The organism is Mycolicibacterium pyrenivorans (assembly GCF_025821625.1).
GTDB lineage: Bacteria > Actinomycetota > Actinomycetes > Mycobacteriales > Mycobacteriaceae > Mycobacterium > Mycobacterium pyrenivorans.
In genome coordinates this window covers 1-16,644 of the sequence record NZ_JACKSH010000018.1, presented here as the reverse complement: position 1 = coordinate 16,644, position 16,644 = coordinate 1, and the positions used below count along the sequence as shown (strand labels likewise).

Annotated in this window: 21 protein-coding genes, 1 tRNA gene and 1 pseudogene; 17 read left to right on the top strand and 6 right to left on the bottom strand. The window is 65.5% G+C overall.

What is annotated here, in order from left to right; genetic code table 11:
* The first annotated feature begins 89 nt into the window (after positions 1 to 89).
* Complete coding sequence (locus H7I57_RS01690; protein WP_372510100.1) at positions 90 to 593, top strand: DUF6328 family protein; 504 nt, start codon at positions 90 to 92, stop codon at positions 591 to 593.
* Here the strand turns inward: H7I57_RS01690 and H7I57_RS01685 are convergent.
* Positions 575 to 1,306, bottom strand: a complete 732-nt coding sequence (locus tag H7I57_RS01685; RefSeq protein ID WP_372510090.1) for a pyrimidine reductase family protein — start codon at positions 1,304 to 1,306, stop codon at positions 575 to 577. The genes H7I57_RS01690 and H7I57_RS01685 overlap by 19 nt on opposite strands.
* A complete protein-coding gene (locus H7I57_RS01680) occupies positions 1,303 to 1,809 on the bottom strand; it encodes a flavin reductase family protein (RefSeq protein ID WP_264021523.1) in 507 nt (168 codons plus the stop codon). The genes H7I57_RS01685 and H7I57_RS01680 overlap by 4 nt, the downstream gene beginning before the upstream one ends.
* 259 nt (positions 1,810 to 2,068) lie before the next feature.
* Here H7I57_RS01680 and H7I57_RS01675 point away from each other — a divergent pair, with 259 nt between their 5' ends.
* On the top strand, positions 2,069 to 2,299 hold the full coding sequence (locus tag H7I57_RS01675; RefSeq protein WP_264021522.1) for a Rho termination factor N-terminal domain-containing protein: 231 nt from the start codon (positions 2,069 to 2,071) through the stop codon (positions 2,297 to 2,299).
* Between the two features lie 17 nt (positions 2,300 to 2,316).
* The gene (locus H7I57_RS01670; RefSeq protein ID WP_264021521.1) at positions 2,317 to 2,685 is read left to right on the top strand and encodes a hypothetical protein; all 369 of its coding nucleotides are present in this window, start codon (positions 2,317 to 2,319) and stop codon (positions 2,683 to 2,685) included.
* Positions 2,686 to 2,687: 2 nt separating this feature from the next.
* Here H7I57_RS01670 and H7I57_RS01665 read toward each other — a convergent pair whose 3' ends face one another.
* Complete coding sequence (locus H7I57_RS01665; RefSeq protein ID WP_264021520.1) at positions 2,688 to 2,858, bottom strand: hypothetical protein; 171 nt, start codon at positions 2,856 to 2,858, stop codon at positions 2,688 to 2,690.
* 149 nt (positions 2,859 to 3,007) lie between these two features.
* Here H7I57_RS01665 and H7I57_RS01660 point away from each other — a divergent pair, with 149 nt between their 5' ends.
* The 9 genes and pseudogenes from H7I57_RS01660 (at position 3,008) to H7I57_RS01625 (ending at position 8,687) form a co-directional block, all read left to right on the top strand.
* A complete protein-coding gene (locus H7I57_RS01660; protein ID WP_264021518.1) occupies positions 3,008 to 3,631 on the top strand; it encodes a flavodoxin family protein in 624 nt (207 codons plus the stop codon).
* Positions 3,632 to 3,648: 17 nt separating this feature from the next.
* Complete coding sequence (locus H7I57_RS01655) at positions 3,649 to 3,960, top strand: DUF2157 domain-containing protein (protein WP_264021517.1); 312 nt, start codon at positions 3,649 to 3,651, stop codon at positions 3,958 to 3,960.
* 84 nt (positions 3,961 to 4,044) lie between these two features.
* Positions 4,045 to 4,118: transfer RNA gene (locus H7I57_RS01650), tRNA-Leu, on the top strand.
* A gap of 58 nt (positions 4,119 to 4,176) precedes the next feature.
* A complete protein-coding gene (locus H7I57_RS33405; protein WP_264021516.1) occupies positions 4,177 to 4,857 on the top strand; it encodes a metalloregulator ArsR/SmtB family transcription factor in 681 nt (226 codons plus the stop codon).
* Between the two features lie 26 nt (positions 4,858 to 4,883).
* Positions 4,884 to 5,654 (top strand): methanethiol S-methyltransferase, encoded by a 771-nt coding sequence (mddA, locus tag H7I57_RS01640; protein WP_264021515.1) that lies wholly within the window; start codon positions 4,884 to 4,886, stop codon positions 5,652 to 5,654.
* 17 nt (positions 5,655 to 5,671) lie between these two features.
* The gene (locus tag H7I57_RS01635; protein ID WP_264021511.1) at positions 5,672 to 6,163 is read left to right on the top strand and encodes a DUF4395 family protein; all 492 of its coding nucleotides are present in this window, start codon (positions 5,672 to 5,674) and stop codon (positions 6,161 to 6,163) included.
* A gap of 2 nt (positions 6,164 to 6,165) precedes the next feature.
* Positions 6,166 to 6,353 (top strand): annotated as a pseudogene (locus tag H7I57_RS33400) (MBL fold metallo-hydrolase); the annotation flags it as partial.
* Between the two features lie 327 nt (positions 6,354 to 6,680).
* Entirely contained in the window at positions 6,681 to 7,871 is a 1,191-nt protein-coding gene (locus H7I57_RS01630) for a lycopene cyclase family protein (RefSeq protein ID WP_264021510.1), read from the top strand.
* A 63-nt stretch (positions 7,872 to 7,934) separates the two neighbouring features.
* On the top strand, positions 7,935 to 8,687 hold the full coding sequence (locus H7I57_RS01625; RefSeq protein ID WP_264021509.1) for a hypothetical protein: 753 nt from the start codon (positions 7,935 to 7,937) through the stop codon (positions 8,685 to 8,687).
* A gap of 74 nt (positions 8,688 to 8,761) precedes the next feature.
* On the opposite strand, the gene H7I57_RS01620 is transcribed toward H7I57_RS01625, so the two are convergent.
* A complete protein-coding gene (locus H7I57_RS01620; protein WP_264021508.1) occupies positions 8,762 to 9,259 on the bottom strand; it encodes a peroxynitrite isomerase in 498 nt (165 codons plus the stop codon).
* Positions 9,260 to 9,449: 190 nt separating this feature from the next.
* Between H7I57_RS01620 and H7I57_RS01615 the strand changes: the two genes are divergently transcribed.
* The 4 genes from H7I57_RS01615 to H7I57_RS01600 all read left to right on the top strand — a co-directional run bounded on the left by H7I57_RS01615 (position 9,450) and on the right by H7I57_RS01600 (position 14,781).
* Positions 9,450 to 11,285 (top strand): hypothetical protein, encoded by a 1,836-nt coding sequence (locus H7I57_RS01615; protein WP_264021507.1) that lies wholly within the window; start codon positions 9,450 to 9,452, stop codon positions 11,283 to 11,285.
* 116 nt (positions 11,286 to 11,401) lie between these two features.
* Positions 11,402 to 12,073 carry a TetR/AcrR family transcriptional regulator gene (locus H7I57_RS01610; protein ID WP_264021506.1) on the top strand — a complete coding sequence of 224 codons (672 nt, stop codon included), beginning with the start codon at positions 11,402 to 11,404 and terminating at the stop codon, positions 12,071 to 12,073.
* A 12-nt stretch (positions 12,074 to 12,085) separates the two neighbouring features.
* The gene (locus tag H7I57_RS01605) at positions 12,086 to 13,024 is read left to right on the top strand and encodes a R2-like ligand-binding oxidase (protein WP_264021505.1); all 939 of its coding nucleotides are present in this window, start codon (positions 12,086 to 12,088) and stop codon (positions 13,022 to 13,024) included.
* Between the two features lie 209 nt (positions 13,025 to 13,233).
* Positions 13,234 to 14,781 carry a PE-PPE domain-containing protein gene (locus H7I57_RS01600; protein ID WP_264021504.1) on the top strand — a complete coding sequence of 516 codons (1,548 nt, stop codon included), beginning with the start codon at positions 13,234 to 13,236 and terminating at the stop codon, positions 14,779 to 14,781.
* A 29-nt stretch (positions 14,782 to 14,810) separates the two neighbouring features.
* Here the strand turns inward: H7I57_RS01600 and H7I57_RS01595 are convergent, their stop codons facing one another.
* Complete coding sequence (locus H7I57_RS01595) at positions 14,811 to 15,560, bottom strand: hypothetical protein (RefSeq protein WP_264021503.1); 750 nt, start codon at positions 15,558 to 15,560, stop codon at positions 14,811 to 14,813.
* Between the two features lie 347 nt (positions 15,561 to 15,907).
* Between H7I57_RS01595 and H7I57_RS01590 the strand changes: the two genes are divergently transcribed.
* Entirely contained in the window at positions 15,908 to 16,327 is a 420-nt protein-coding gene (locus tag H7I57_RS01590) for a ChaB family protein (RefSeq protein WP_264021639.1), read from the top strand.
* Between the two features lie 5 nt (positions 16,328 to 16,332).
* Here H7I57_RS01590 and H7I57_RS01585 read toward each other — a convergent pair.
* On the bottom strand, positions 16,333 to 16,644 hold a 312-nt coding region (locus H7I57_RS01585; protein ID WP_264021502.1), incomplete at its 5' end, for a YhjD/YihY/BrkB family envelope integrity protein.

The window sequence follows — 16,644 nt, the reverse complement described above, 5'->3', positions numbered from 1 at the left end:
TGTCTGAGAGACTGCTCATCGATAGCTGTGGAATCCCTATGATTTTGAACTCCGTCCGCGCCGGGCACCGCAGGTGGGAGGATCGCCTCGTGGGTGTGGAGGGGCCCGGCGACGGCCCACGGTTGCGAAATGAGACCGATACCGAACGGCTGGACCGCAACTGGGCCAGCCTGCTTCAGGAACTGCGCGTCGTGCAGACCGGCGTGCAGCTATTGACCGGTTTCCTGCTGACGTTGCCGTTCCAGCCGCGCTTCGACATGCTCGACGCTCCCATGAAGATCGTGTACCTGGTGACGGTGAGTTCGGCGGTGGTGTCGACCGCTCTGCTGGTCGCCCCGGTCGCGATGCACCGGCTGCTGTTCCGGCGCCACCTGCTGGACAAGGTGGTGACCGCCGCCCACCGATTCGCGTACGCCGGGGTGCTGCTGCTCGGGGTCGCGGTGACGGGGATGACGGTCATCATCTTCGAGGTCGTCGCGGGACGGACCGCCGCCCTCATCGCCGGCGGCTGTGCGCTGGTGCTGTTCGCGGCATTCTGGCTGGTGCTGCCGTTGACCATGCGCGACGGGGGGCGTCACCCGCCTCCGCCGTGAGCGCGACGCCGGTATCTGAGGAACAGGTAGTCGTCGTAGGAGACCAGCACATGGTGCAGCCGCAACCCTGCCGGCGCCGGTAGGCCACTGGGCATGCCCCGGCCGAGGGGCTGAGACCCGGCCAGCTGCGGCGCCAACGTCACGCACAGCTCGTCGACCAGGTCGGCGGCCACCAATTCGTCGAGCAGCGTCGGCCCGCCCTCACACAGCACGCGGCGAAGCCCGAGGCTGTGCAGCCGCGCCAGTGCCTCGGCGATGTCCACGGCGTCCTCCCCGCAGGTGAGCACCTGGCATGGGGTCTCGCGGAACGCCGTGTTCTCGCGCGCGCTGCGGGCACTGGTGATCAGGATCGGGGGCGTCGCTCCGAACATGGTCTCGGGCAGCTGCCCGGACGCCGAGACGACCGCGATCGGCGGCGGTTCCTCGGAAAGCCCCAGGGCGACGCGCTGGGCGCGGTGGTCGGGGCGCAGCCGGACGGGTCCGTACCGTTCGGCGCGCGCCGTTCCGGCCCCGACCAGCACGACGTCGGCGTAGGCCCGCAGCGCCACCAGCAGCCGCTGATCGGCGGGACACGACAGTGGTCCGGCGCGACCCTGGAACCCGGCGGCGCCGTCGGCGCTGAAGATCATGTTGGCGCGCAGTCCCTCGGGCGCCGGCCGATAGCCGTGATCTTCGACCGCGGCGCCCGCGTCGAGGCGGCCCAACTCCGTCACGGATCGTGCCCGGGTTCGATGTCACGGACGTCGGAGAACGTGAGGAGCTGGCCGAGCTCGTCGGGGGCGCTGCCGGCCACCGGCTCGAGGAGGTGACCGACGTGGTCGCCCACATCGAACCGATGGGTGATCTTGCCGACGAACCAGGCCTGCGCGCCGTCCAGGATCGGCATGCCCTCGGGGCCGGTGTGCCAGGCGCACTCGGCGAACTTGTCGGTGGTGTCCCCGGTCTCACCGCCGAACAGCCGGGCCAGAGGCAGTTCGCGCCGGGGGAGGACGTGGACGGCCAGATGGGTGGCGTCCCCGGCGACCGTGAAGGTGTGATTGCGGCGGGACAGCCCGACCAGGAACCGGGGCGGGTGGATGCTGGTCTGTGAACTGAATCCGACAAGACATCCCGACCGTTGTCCGCCTGCGGCGGTGGTGACCACCATCATCGGGTAGTCGAGCATGGACACCAGGCTTTCGAACGCGGCGCTTCCCTCTGTCAGGTCCTCAGCCATGGCGCAACGGCCCGTGTTTCGGGGCGAGCAATGAGCTCGGCATTTTCGGTGAACCTTCCCGGGGAGTTCGGTCGTCGGGCACTTCCGTACGCCATTGTCGCTTCCGTACGGCATTGTCGCGGCCGTGCTGGCGATACCCGCGGTCGGGTCGGCGGAAACTGCGAACGGTCGGAAACGGGAAAGCCCACGGTGAGAGCGGGTTTGGTAAGAGACGAGTGGGGCACCCTACAGAACGTGAGTCAAATGTAGGAGGTTAGCGATGCCGAATGCGTCGATCAGGAGCGAGAAGATGTACGCGGGGCGCGCCGGGACGTCGGCCGTGTCCAACTCCACTCGTAATGGCGGCAGGGCGACCGCGCGACGCGTTGACACCGGTTCGTACTACGACTGGAGTGTCAGCCAACTCAAGAAGCGCGCCAAGGAACTCGGCATGTCGGGATACTCCACCTTGACGAAGGAAGACCTCATCTTCAGACTGCGCTACTGCTGATTTCGGGGGTATTTGCTGTGTCGGTAACCGCTTTTCAGGATCTGGCTCTGGCCGACCGTGACCGCGACTGGGACGGTGGGGCGGCCGAAAAACGGGTCCGCTCTTGGTCAGACGCCAACGAGGCACCCAACGAGAAGTACCGCGACGCCCACGTGTGGTACGACAATGACAAAAAGGACAACTTCACCGCGTACAAGTTGCTGATCGCCGACGTGGTCGACGGCGAACTGCGTGCTGTTCCGCGAGGGGTGATGGCGGCAGCGGCGGTGATGCAGGGCTCGCGCGGTGGGGTCGACCTACCCGAGAACGACATCGACCGCGTGAAAAGCCACCTCGCCAAGTACTACAAGAAGATGGGTGACACCCCTCCGTGGGAGGGTGACTGAGCTCAGCTGTCCTGGCTGCGCGCCTCGGCGCCGGATTCCTCTGCGTCGATGTCGTCGTCGGATCCGGTGCGGCCGACGTAGTCACCGTCCTCGCCCGAACTGGCTCGAGAGCTCGCGACCTTGGGATCGGGCTCGACGTCGGGTTCGCTCTTGTCTGAATTCGGCTCACTCACGGGAGTACCTCCAATTTCTGTTGGCCACGACGGCATGCCCTACTGCGGCACGCCTGAAACGCGTGCGCGCCGGTTGATCGATGACCTGAGACGGACGTCTCCCGGTCGCTGCTGTTTGAGGTCGCCGAGGTTTCGGGTATCAACCCGCCATGGCAGAAACGTCGATATCTCTCCGTGCCCTGGCGCTGATCGGCAGCCTCAAGCCCTCGCCCGCTCCGTCGAGCAGTGCACTAATCGCTGAGCATGTGTTCGAGACGCTGCGTGCCCAGGGCATGGTCTGTGACTCGGTGCGTTGCGTCGATTTCGACATCGCTCCCGGGGTCGAAGCCGATATGGGCGGTGGCGACCAGTGGCCGCAGATCCGCGACAAGGTTCTCGACGCCGACATCCTGCTCGTCAGCACCCCGGTCTGGCTGGGTCATCCGTCCTCGATCACTCAGCGGATTCTCGAGCGGCTGGACGCCGAGTTGTCCAACAAGGACTCCCAGGGACGTCCGGCGATGGCCGGCAAAGTGGCGATCGTCAGTGTGGTCGGCAATGAGGACGGTGCGCACAAGACCGTCGCCGATGTGTTCCAGGGGCTCAACGACATCGGATTCAGCATCCCCGCGCAGGGCTGCACGTACTGGAACGGTGCCGCGATGGAATCCACCGACTACACCGATCTCGACGAGGTGCCCGAGGCGGTGGCGTCGGCGACGGCAGCCGCGGCCCGCAACGCCGCGCATCTGGCACGGCTGCTTCAGCAATCGCTCTATCAACCCTACGAATGACGTCAGGGAGGAAACCCATGCCCGACACATCCCGAGATCCCGTCGACCACGCCCGCACCACCCGGCAGCACGCCGGCGAAACCATGAAGGCGGGCAAGCATGCGGTCGGTCTGATCGCCATCGGCATCGGACTGGTGGCTCTGTCCGCAGGCTTGTTCGCTTTCGCCAATGGCGATACGACCCTCGGCATCATCGGAGTGGTGCTGGCGGTGCTACTCGGCGGCGCGGGACTGGCTTGGCTGGCATTCCGGCATCGCAAGACCCAGGAGCAGCAGGTGGATTGGCACCGGGAACATCCGCACGCCCATTACGAGCCGCCGACAAGCTGAGGTCCGACGCGGGAGCATTACTGACCTCGTCCAAGCTTCGCCGTGGGCGCGCTCGGGGGCCATCGTAGGATCAGCGACGGCGTGGCCCCCATAGCCCAATTGGCAGAGGCAGCGGACTTAAAATCCGCCAAGTCTGGGTTCGAGTCCCAGTGGGGGCACCGATTCCGCCGTACATTGAGGCTTGTGAACAGCCTATTCAAGGATTACCTTGAATAGGTGATTATTGAGGCAGGCGCCAAGCGTGCCTTCAAAGACAGGCTCTACGGCGAGTTCGCCCGCATCGGCAAGGCGCTGGCCAGTCCTCACCGCCTAGAAATCCTCGAAGTCCTTGCGCAGGGTGAGCGCACAGTCGAATCGCTGGCCTCCGAGACCGGCCTGTCGATCGCCAACGCGTCCCGCCATCTGCAACAACTGCGGCAGGCCCAACTTGTGCTGTCCCGCCGGGAGGGCCTGTTCGTGCACTACCGGCTGGCCGGACGCGAGGTCGTGAGCCTTGCTGTGGCACTGCGTCATACCGCTGAACAGCATCTCGCTGAGGTGGACCGGGTCGTGCACGATTTCTTCGGTGAGCGCGACGACTTCGAACCGGTGACACCTGACGAGCTGGCGCGTCGCATGACCAATAACGAGGTCGTGGTGCTCGATGTGCGACCCGAGCAGGAGTACGCGGCAGGACATATCGCCGGGGCGCACTCTGTCCCCGTTTCGGACATCTCGGCCCGGGTGGCGGAGTTTTCCGACGACAAGGAATACGTGGCGTACTGCCGCGGGCCCTACTGCGTGTACGCCGACGACGCTGTCGCGGTGCTGCGCGCACACGGGCTCAGGGCGCAGCGCCTCACCGAGGGCTACCCGGAGTGGTGGCTCTCGGGGCGGCCCGTACGCACGATCAGGTAACGGGTCACAACACCAGGAGGTCCACGATGACACGCTTACTCACCATCGGCTACGGGGCCGTGTGCTACGTCATCTTCCTGGCGGCGTTTCTCTATGCGATCGGTTTCGTCGGCAACATCGTTGTCCCGCGCAGCATCGATGACGGCGTCACTGCGCCGCTCGGGGAAGCCCTTGTGGTCAACGTGTTGTTGCTCGGCCTGTTCGCCGTGCAGCACAGCGTGATGGCCCGCCCGGCATTCAAACGTCGGTGGACGCGGTTCGTGCCCAAGACGATTGAGCGCAGCACCTACGTTCTGCTCTCATCGTTGGTGCTCTTCCTGATGTTCTGGCAGTGGCGGACGATGCCGGCGATCGTCTGGGACGTCACCTGGATGCCGGGGCGAGTCGCACTGTGGATCCTGTTCGGCCTGGGCTGGGCGACCGTTCTGCTCTCGACGTTCATGATCAGCCATTTCGACCTGTTCGGACTTCGGCAGGTGTACCTGGCCTGGCGCGGAATCCCATACACCAACACTGAATTTCGCGCGACCCTGCTCTATCGAGTCGTGCGGCATCCGCTCATGTTGGGGTTCATCGTCGCGTTCTGGGCGGCCCCCACAATGACGGCCGGACACCTACTGTTCGCCCTTGCCACCACCGGTTACATCCTGATCGCGCTGCAATTGGAGGAACGCGACCTCACTGCAACGCTTGGCGATCGTTATCGCGACTACCGCGTCCACGTGCCGATGCTCATCCCGGGCCTTCATCGCGGTCGCCGGCGGACGTTACCGGGCACAACTGCACGACCGGCCTAGCGCCAAGGAGTATGACAATGTCTGTGAATCCTACAGTCCGACATCGCCTTGAGGCTCAGGGCTTTTGCGGACTCACCGATGAAACCCTCACACAACTTGCGCCCTGGATGCGGTGGACATACACGCTTGGCACCCTGGTCACACTGGTCGGTGTGGTGGTGACGTCTCCCGTGGTGCTGTGGTCGCTTGCGGCGATCACATCCGTGGGGATCTTCCTCCCGTTCCACCCGTTTGATCTTCTCTACAACTACGGAATGCGCTATCTGACCCGCACAGTGCCGCTGCCCAACTCTGGCCCGCAGCGGCACTTTGTTTTTGTCGTCGCGACAGTCTGGCTCATCGCGACCGGCTGGGCTTTCTACGTCGGCGCAGACATCGTGGGGATCACGCTCGGTGTCCTGCTGATTGTCGTCGGCGGACTGGCCAGCACCACGAACCTCTGCATTCCATCGTTCATTTACAACACCGTCGTCGATAGAAGGAACGCGCCCGCGAAACGGAGGGCATAATGTTGGCCGGGGTTGATCTGGTACCGATGGTCGATGAAGGACTGGGCAATTCGGCGAACCTCGTCGACCTGGGTGACGGACCGGCGCTGGTCGTCGACGTCAGTCGCGACTTACGCGCGGTTCATGAGGCGGCTGACAAGCGGGGTTTCGCTGCTGATCCGACCTGCACGCCGGTTTCCTCTCCGGTGCATCTTGTTCGACACCAGCGGCATGCCCGTCGACCGCATCGGGGTCCTCATAGCGGTCTACCCCACCCTTCTGGCCGCGGTCGGGGGGTCTCTCGGGATTCGCCGTGGTGGCGTGAATGTACGAAAACCATCCCACTGCCGATCGATCCCGCAGCAATCATTGAGTGCAGCAGGTTGCGTCGCACGGCGGTATCGCAATCAGAGCCGTTGAGCGAGGGTGGCTCGCCCCGCCGCCGGTGAGTTCATCCAGGGCCCCGCGGCGGATGTCCGCATTTCGCCGTTGAGTTCAGTGGCGGGGGCTCGGAGACGATGGGGCACGATGGGATGAAATGGACGTTTTAGTGGTCGGGGGCGGACCCGCGGGTACGGCGCTGGCAGGTGCCTGTAGCCGAGTTGGCCTGGAGACCACGTTGCTCGACCCCGCTCCGGAGCGACCGTGGAGGGCGACCTACGGGCTGTGGAGCCGGGAGCTGCCGACCGACCTACCGGCATCCGTCGTCGCCGCCCGAGCCGCGGGCCGGGCGATCGCGCTGACCGAACACCGATTGGGCTGGGAGTACGCCGTCCTCGACGTGCCCGCGCTTCAAGCGCATCTCGCCGACCAGCTCACCGGGGTGCACATCCACACCGGGCGCGCGGTCGGGTCGCCAGAGCGCGGCGTGGTTGCCTTGGCCGACGGGTCACACCTTCGAGCCGCCGTCGTCGTCGACGCCGGAGGCCGATGGCGTCCCCTGGACCCCGCCCCGTCGCGGGGGACACCCGCTGAGCAGACGGCATACGGACTGATCGTCGACGAACAAACGGCCGAGCCGCTGGTGGCGGCCGGGGATGCGTTGTTCATGGACTGGCGCACCGATCACGGTGAAAGCGGTTGGCCCACTTTCCTTTATGCGATTCCGCTGGGTGGTGGCCAAGTGCTGGTGGAAGAAACCTCGCTGGCACGCCGGCCGGGGCTGCCGATCTCAACACTGCGCCAGCGGCTCCACGCCCGACTAGCCCGCCACGACATCGCACCGCCGACAGACGCACCGAACGAGAAGGTCTCCTTCCGAGTGGACCATCCCCGACACGCCGGGTCCGGGGTGCTCGGCTTCGGTGCGGCCGCACCGCTCATTCACCCGGCGACCGGGTTCAGCGTGGCCGCATCCCTCCGGCTCGCCCCGCAGGTGGCCGGCGCGATCGCCGCGCACCTGCCCGATGGTCCCGGTGAGGCGCTGGCTGCAGCCCAACGAACCGTCTGGCCGCGGGCAGCGCAGGTGGTTCACCGCGTCCGGCGGATCGGCCTGGAAGCACTCCTGCGGATGCCCCCGCCCGAGGTTCCCGGCTTCTTCGAGCAGTTCTTCGTCTTGCCCGACGCGCACCGTTGGGCCTACCTCACCGCCCGCGACGATCTTCGCGGCACCGTCGCCGCCATGAGTTGTCTTTTCCGGGAGTCGGACTTCCGATTGCGTCGCCGCCTCGTCATACCGGCCGTGCGCCGGCCGCTGCCCACCAACGATGCGGTGCCGTCGAAGGGCTGAGCAGAGGGCCACACGTCGGCGCGCCAGCGTCGGCATCCGAGGCAACTGGGCGATGATACGGATGTGACTGCTGATGCGAATGTGAACAACATCGATCCGCCGGCCGAAGCGTCGAACGAGCCGTCCGTCGCGCATCCCGCAGCTGAACCGGCGAGTGCAGACCGCCCGACCGGACCCAAGTGGTCGATACCGAAGTCCCCGGTGACCCGCAAGCATGCCGATGAGGCGGGCCACATCGCGCTCGCGGCAGTCGGGGCCATCGCCAGATCCGTGGCAGGCGCTGCCCGGTACGGGGCCCGGGTCATCGCAACGTTGTGGCGTCGGCTCGAAGCGGTGCCCGCGGCCGTGAAGCTGTTCTCCGGCGCCGTCCTGCTGATGCTCCTCGGCATCGTGGGTGCCATCGCGCTCGACAATGCTCTGGGTTTGATGTGCACAGTCGTGGTGGTGCCGGTCTGCGCCGGCATCCTTGGCGCGCTCGGACACCGCTGGTACCGCGGGCTCGACGCCGAATCGGCGCGACGGACGGATTCTCGCGCGGTCGAGCCGACCGATGTGGACCTGCAGCGGTCGGTGCAGTACGTCGACAGGAAGCTCTCGCTGGCACTCACCTCGTTCGGTACCGAGCATCATCAGCAGGCGGTGATAGCCCTCCTCCAGGCGAAGACGGCGGCCGAGCTCACGCTGGGGACCGAACAGGACCTGACGAGCTACGGCGACATCGCCCTTCGCGCGGACGACTACGGCCTGCGACCGCGAATCCGGGCAGGATCAGGGTCGGCATCGGCGCCGCGAGAGGGCAACTCGCTGGCGTCGTGATGCAGGTCAGTAGGGCGCTCGGGTTTTGCACACGCTGACGTCTCGCAGCGTTGTGCGACCCTCGCGTTCGATGATCAGGCCGTCACCCTGCGCAGCACGGCCGACAGATGGTGTTGCAGCGGCTGCCCCACCGCAGCCATCGCCAGGGTGTAGGTCAGCACGTCACCGCTGAGACGGATCGAACGGCCAACGGCCGTCACCTCTTTCGCCGACTCGGCGCGGCCGATCGCGGTCGAGGTGAGGTCCATTTGCAGCGTGTCGCCGTCGACGGTCAGCGGCCCCTCCTGGATCTCGGTGATGCCGGTCGGGTGGGCGAGGATCCACTCGATGCGGTTCGGGGCGGGCACGCGCAGGTAGCCGGTCTCCATGTGCAGGGCCCGCCCGTCGTCTGCGGCATGCGTGCGCTGGACGTAGGCCAGGAACGGCTTGCCGGTGTGGCCGAACGCGACCTCCTCGGTGTAGCCGAACGATTCGATCGTCGGGTATTCCCCCGAACCCTCTCCGGCCCAAATTCCAAGTAGCGGCGCCAGCACGGCGACGCCGGGGTGCAGTTCGGGAGCGGGGACGACCACCACATCAGGGTACGGCGGGATGGCTACGCCCTGGTTATGCGCCATGGCAGCGTGGACGCGTCGACCGTCAGCGAGGCCGTGGGCCGCCCGATTGTGACTTCTCTCACAGACATCGTATGTTGTCAAAGTCAGATGGCGGTCGGGTGCAGGAGGAGACGTCGCGATGGACGGTGTCGAGGAACCACGTCGAATGGTCAGGCCGCTTCGCTACGGCATCGCCGCGATGGCGCTCTGGGTGGGACTTGTGGTCACGCCGGCGCCGGTCGTGGCATGGGCCGACTCCACCGGCTCCACTTCGACCTCCAGAGCGACCGCCGGTTCCGACAATCCTGTCAGTGGCGAGGCCGAGAAGGACGACGCGCCGTCGGACCCCGGCGAAGGCGCGAACGGTCAGGACGAGCCCGAGACGGCGGGACCCCAGGGGGATGACGCGGATCCCGACGCCGAGATCTCTGACGCCGAGACCGCCGCCGACGCCGACGCATCCGACGCCGACGACTCCTCCGACACCGCAGGCCCACAAGGCGAGGTTGCCGACCCAGTCGAGCCCGAGTCCGCGACCACGCCCGAGGATCTCCACGAGCAGGCTCCACCTGCTGGTTCCCCCTCCAGCGAATCCGTCATTCCGGATGATGATGTCGCGGAAGTAGATTCGACCACGGGGCAGGGTGGCGTCGCGGCGGAGGCGGAGCCCGACCGCGATGAGCACCCGGTCGGCCGCCCAGAAGCGGCACCCTCCCCGGCAGCCCGGCTTCTGACCATCGAGGTCCCCAGCGCGCAGCTAGTGCTCGCCGAACCATCGGTAGCGACGCAGGCGGACACCTCGACGTCGGCGCTCGTCGCGGTCACAAGTGAGACCGCGGTCGAGGAGGCGACTCCCACTGCGCCGCAACCGTTGTCGCCGCTCGCCGAGCTGCTGCAACTGCCTGGCCGCATGATCAACGTGCTGCTGCAGGTGTTCGACCTGACCGAGTCGGCGAGCAGCCCCCAGAGTCCCATCAACTTCGAGCCGATCAACAACTTGTTGTTCGCGGCGTTCCGGGAACTGGAGCGGCTGTTCGGGCTGGACCGAACGCCGCCCGTGCTGCCGGCGGTGCCGACCCTGACCTATGACGGTCCGACGACGGCACCGACGCCGACGGTGGCCCAGTTCCTCAACGCGTCCGCGGCCGGATATGTGCTCGGATCAACCCCCGGTGGGTTGGTGCCGTTCACCGTCAACGGATTCCAGGTGGTCTCCACCAACATATTCTCGGGCATGGTGGGCAGGGCCTGGGTGACCCCGGAGGGGCAGGTCATCATCGCCTACCAGGGCACGACAGGCGGGTCGCATCTGCTGTTCAACCCGCTCATCACGATCAGTCAGGTTCTTGCCGACCTGCAGGTCATCTTCACGCGCACGACACCGTGGGCGTTCTACGATGCGCTCCGATTCGCTCAGCGGGTGCAGGCCGCGGCGGCTCTGCAGGGCTACGGTTCCGAAGACATCTTCGTCACGGGTCATTCGCTCGGGGGCTGGGAGGCCCAATACGTTGCGCAGCAGATCGGCCTCGCCGGTATCGGGTTCGAGGCTCCAGGCATCAACACCATCGTCCCGGGCAACGGCTCCGACTCGATGTTCGTCAACATCGGCACCTACGGGAGCACGGCGCCGTACATGTCCACCGACCTGCCCGGCCTGCAACCGTTCATGCCGGCCTACGTGCCCGGGGGCGGCTCCAAACCGCACTACGGCCCGATCGTGATGATCGGCGAGCCGGCTGCGATGACGCCGCTGTACAACGCATCGGCGCTGTGGGGCAGGAGCCTGATCGGCAGCATCATCTTCCTGGTGGACTTCCTCGGGAACTTCTTCCAGTACCACCTGCCCGGGGTGCAGGCCTATCACCTGGACGTCGCGCCCGACCCCGGCATGGTGACGTGGCTGGGCACCTCTCGGGGACCGGTCCACACCGGCTACGGGGCCCTGACGATTCCCCAGCTGATGAAGGCGGCGTCGGACGACGGGATTCTCTTCAAGCCCTGACGGTCCCACCGCGCGAGGTTCGCGTGCCGCCCTCGACCTGTTTCGGTCCGACGACCGTTGACTATGGCGTGGATCACAGTAATATGACCAGTGGTCATATACGACGTGGAGGCTTGATGCCGACGGTGACATGGGCCCGTCTCGATGGGGAACGCCGCGCAGCGGTGGTCGCCGCTGCGGAGACGGAGTTCGCCGCACACGGCTTCTCCCGCGGCAGCCTGAACGTCATCGCCCGACGCGCCGGAGTCGCCAAAGGCAGCCTGTTCCAGTACTTCGCCGACAAGCGTGACCTCTACGCCTTCATCTCCGATGTCTCCAGCCAGCGCGTGCGGGCCCACATGGAGGACCGGATCCGCGAACTCGACGCCGGCAGGCCGTTCTTCGAGTTCCTCACCGACCTGCTCGACGTATGGGTCGCCTACTTCGCGGAACATCCGCGTGAGCGCTCGTTGCACGCCGCAGCGAGTTTCGAGGTCGACGCCGACGCGCGGGTGAGCGTGCGGGCGGTGACCCACCGCCATTACCTCGAGGTGTTGCGACCACTGGTGCACGACGCCCGCGCCCGCGGCGACCTGGCCCCGGACGCCGACATCGACACCCTGCTCTCACTGCTGTTGATGATCCTGCCGCACCTGGCGCTGGCGCCGTACGTGAGGGGCTTGGACCCGGTTCTGGGACTCGACGAGATGTCACCGGAGCAGCCGGCACTGGCGGTGCGCCGCTATGTCGCCGCGCTGGCGGCGGCATTCCAGGCTGCTGTACATCCTCATCATCCGGCCACCACCTAGGAGGAAAAACCCATGGCCAGAACACATTCGGAATCATTGGTCGCGGGTGGGCTCAACTGGGACAGCATGCCCCTGAAGCTCTTCGCCGGCGGCAACGCCAAGTTCTGGAACCCGGCCGACATCGATTTCTCCCGCGACCGCGCCGACTGGGAATCCCTGTCGGAGTTGGAACGGGAGTGGGCCACCCGGTTGTGCGCCCAGTTCATCGCCGGCGAGGAAGCGGTCACCCAGGACATCCAGCCGTTCATGGCCGCGATGCGGGCCGAGGGGAGACTCGGAGACGAAATGTATCTGACCCAGTTCGCCTTCGAGGAGGCCAAGCACACTCAGGTGTTCCGGCTGTGGCTCGACGCCGTCGGTATGACCGGCGACCTTCAGTGCTATCTCGACGACCTCCCGTCGTATCGGCAGATGTTCTACGACGAGCTGCCCCGATCGCTGGACGCATTGGCCACTGACCCGTCGGCTGAGGCGCAGGTGCGGGCTTCGGTGACCTACAACCACGTCATCGAAGGCATGATGGCGTTGACGGGATACTATGCGTGGCACCGGATTTGCGTGGACCGTGGCATCCTGCCGGGGATGCAGGAGCTGGTGCGCCGCATCGGTGACGACGAGCGACGCCACATGGCGTGGGGCACCTTCACCTGTCGGCGCCACGTCGCCGCCGACGATTCGAACTGGGCGGTGTTCGAATCCCGGATGAACGAACTGATTCCGCTCGCCCTGCAGAACACCGTCGATGCGTTCGCCCTCTATGACGAGATCCCGTTCGATTTCACCATGGACGAGTTCCAGCAGTACGCCGCTGACAAGGGCATGCGCCGGTTCGGAACGATCAGCAGCGCACGGGGCCGCCCCCTGGCCGAGATCGACATCGATTACTCGCCACTGCAGTTGGAGGACACCTTCGCCGCCGAGGACAGCCAGGCCCTGGCCGCATCGGCCTGACACGCCGCCGCGCCGTTCTTGTGCTTTGCTGACCGCGCGGGTTCGCTCGCTTGGTCCAGCGTGTCCCTGCTGGCGGCTTGACTACTGACGTCACTCCGGGTCGGGACCAAAGTCTCTTCGTCTTGGCTGACTCTGCAGCCACACTCAGGTCGAAAGTCGAGAAGCCTACTGGGGAGTGGACCATGCGACGTAGCAGCGTCTCGGCGACCGTGGCGATCCTCGCGATCGTCGTCACCATGCTGCTCACGGTCGCATCGGTCTTCACCTCCGCACTGGCCCTCGCCGGGACCGCGCTCATCATGGGCGGCTCCTCGCATCCGCTGAGCGTGCCGCAGGACACGACAGAGTTCATCACCGACTACGTCGATTCCGCCGACAACGTTTACATCGCCCCCAGCGGGTTGTGTGGCGCGACATGTTCTCTCATCGCGGTCTACACCCCCGAGCAGTTCAAGTTCATCACCGGCATTTTCGACCTGACCTTCGATGAGTCTGTCGCCGTGGGGCAAGCGAATCTCAACGATTGCATCCGCGGCGACGCCTGTACGGTGACGGTCTCCCCATATACCGAAACCGGACCCCTGACGGTGAGTGATGGCTCGTATGTGGTCTACGCGTATTCGGAAAGCTCCACGATCGCGAGCAAACAGAAGCTCCAACTGATTGCTCATCCCGCGGCCTCGACCGTGAGCTTCATGATGCTGGCCAATCCCAATCGGCCTAACGGCGGCATCCTCGAACGCTTCGTGGGCGCATATATCCCCTTCTTCGGGGTGACTTTCAACGGTGCGACACCGACGTACTCGTCGCAGCAGGCCCCCCTGACGACCGTCGATATCGCGCGTCAATACGACGGCTGGACTGACTTCCCCACCAATCCTTTCAACCTGCTGGCTGACATCAATGCGCTCATGGGGACGACATTCCTGCATTACGACTACTTCGGCGCCGGCACTCCCCAACTTCAGGGGCAGTTCCAGGACACCACCTACTACCTGATTCCGGCGCCCGTCGTCCCGCTACTCATCCCGTTGACTTACATGCCGTGGGTTGGGCGTCCGCTGGCCATCGCCCTGGATCCGGCAATGCGCGTGTTGATCGAAACCGGATACGACCGGACGATCAACCCCGGGTTGCCGACACCGGCCAAGTACTTCTACATTCCCAACCTGATCCGCGCCGCGTTCGATTTCGCCGTAGCGATTCCGACCGGATGGGACGACGCGATCAGCTACATCACCGGCGATCCCGCCGATCGGCCTTTCCATACCCAGGTCCCGAACAGCCCCTTTGGTGTTGGGGGACCCCCGGTGTACACGGGAGCCGTCGACCCGTACGGCGACCCGACGCCGTACGTGGCTCCCCCGGTCGCCGCACCCGTTGCTTCGATTACATCGGACACCGAAACAACATCACCGAACGTGGCGGGCCCCGATGCAGCGAGCCCAGCACCCGTATCGGCAGCAGCGCCGCTTGACGACGCCTCGCTGAGTCCGACGACGCCACATGAGGCTGAGCCGGACAGCGCGGACAGTTTGGATGCGAATACCCCCGCGTTCGCTACGTCGACGACTGCAGACGCAACGACGCTGACCAGCCTGGCGCTAGACGATGCGCTCCAGGCCGAACGGCCCGACGGGGACTCGATGAGTCGACCCAACGATCACCCGGAACCGAAGCGGCCGGCAGAATCCGAAACGACGGATTCCGTGGTGGATTCATCCGCCAGCACGAGTGCTTCCGACGATGACGCCTGACCTCCACTTCATCGCCCCGCCAGGCTCGGCTAAAACGCGATCCCGCAGTCATATTCGACAAGCGGTTGGTCCTGCTCGTCCAATATTGAATGGGTCGCCCGGTCGATGACGAGCGTGCGGCGGTAGAAGCCGCCCCACTTGGTGAATACCAGCATGGTGACCGTGGCGGTCTCGGAATCAATGACGACCGCAGAGTGTGGGGTCACAATCGCTCGCGCGTCCTGTTGTTGTCGGGCAGTCATCGGTCGGCCCGGAAAGTCGTCATCGTCGAGCGACTGGATGATCTCGTCCACGTCCTCGATTCCGCAGACCACCTGCCAATCGTTGTAATTGGCATGCCAGTCCAGATAGAACTGGTTGGCCGTCATCGCGAAGGCGGCGTACTCGAAATAGCCTTCCGAACTGTCCTGCGGCTCAACGAATTCGAGGTAGTCAGGATGGTCGGCAACGGCCTCGAAGGAGCTTTCGTCGACAAAGGGCGGCTGCTCCACCGGCCGGGCGTACAGGACCGGGTAACCGCCCATGCCATCTTGGTGATAAACCCAGTCCAGCATGTAGCCATCCCGCATCTTGAGGTGGGTGAACGCTTCAAAGTACCGGTTTGGATCGAACTCACCGCCACGCTTCACCGGATTGCTTTCCGAGAAGTAAGGCGGCAATGCCAACGAGCTGCGCATGTCGGTGATGCTTGAAAACGCCTGCTGGCAGCCCAAGTCGGACGGTTGCGCATGCACCGGGAAGTCGGCGCCACAGGCGGAAATGAGCGCGGCCACGGTCATCATGCCAAGAAGACGGTGCTTCCTCACTCCGCTGCCGCCGCGCCGGCGAAGAGCGGCAGACTCCCAGGGTCTCATGGAAATCGACTCTCCTGCGACGCTCTCGGATCGTGGCTATTCCCCATCTGTTCATCTTTTCCACTGAAGCCTCCCGGGGTTAGGGTCCGAAGGCCTCGGAAAGGCCTGACGCACCGGGCGCGGCGCCGGTCCTGGGCCGTGCAGAGTTTCGCTGCGGGGACATCGGGTACCACACTCGTAGCCGCCACGGCTATCGCACATGTCCGTCTCGGCGGCCGCTGCTTGACGAAACACGGCAGTCTGACGAGCGACTGATGCGAGGAGCGATCACGATGCCGATGACCAAGAAGAGCGGCAAGCCGAAGAAGAGCGAGCTGCCCCGCCCGCTGCGGAAGTCCGGGAAGAAGGCTCAGCGCACGTTCGCGAAAGCCCACGACGCCGCGGAGAAGGAGTACGGCGACCCCGAGCGTGCCCACCGGGTCGCCTACAGCGCGCTGAAGCGCAAGTTCGAGAAGGTCGGCGACCGGTGGGAGAAGAAACCCAAAAAGGGGCCGTCCGACGAACGTGCACGCAGCGGTGGTCCGAACCCCAATGGCGAGAGCGCTGAAGGGGTCAACGCGAACGCGACCAAAAAGCACCTGACGCGGGTCGCGCGCAAGCTCGACATCCCGCAACGCTCGAAGATGAACAAAGGCGAACTGGTCGACGCGATCAAGAAGGCCAACCGCCGCGAGGCCGCGCGCAACCGCTGAGTGGGTTACCCGGGGGGCCCGGCCGGCGCTGGCCTTCTTCTGCGCCGGCGCAGCCGCCACGGATGGTCCTCATGCGGCCACATCCTCTCGATCTCGGCGTTCAACTCGGCGCCCAGCAGCACCGCGAACGCGGTGATGTAGAGCCACAGCACCACCGCGATCGGCACCGCAAGCTGGCTGAACACGGCGTCGTCTTGGACGCTCAGCGCCAGGTAGGCCCTTAACCTTGATTCACCGATCGACCCTCGGCGTGGGGGCGAATTCGGTTGTGCGCTTTGGAGTCGGGGTGGGCCGTTGTGCGGGATCAGATGATGGCC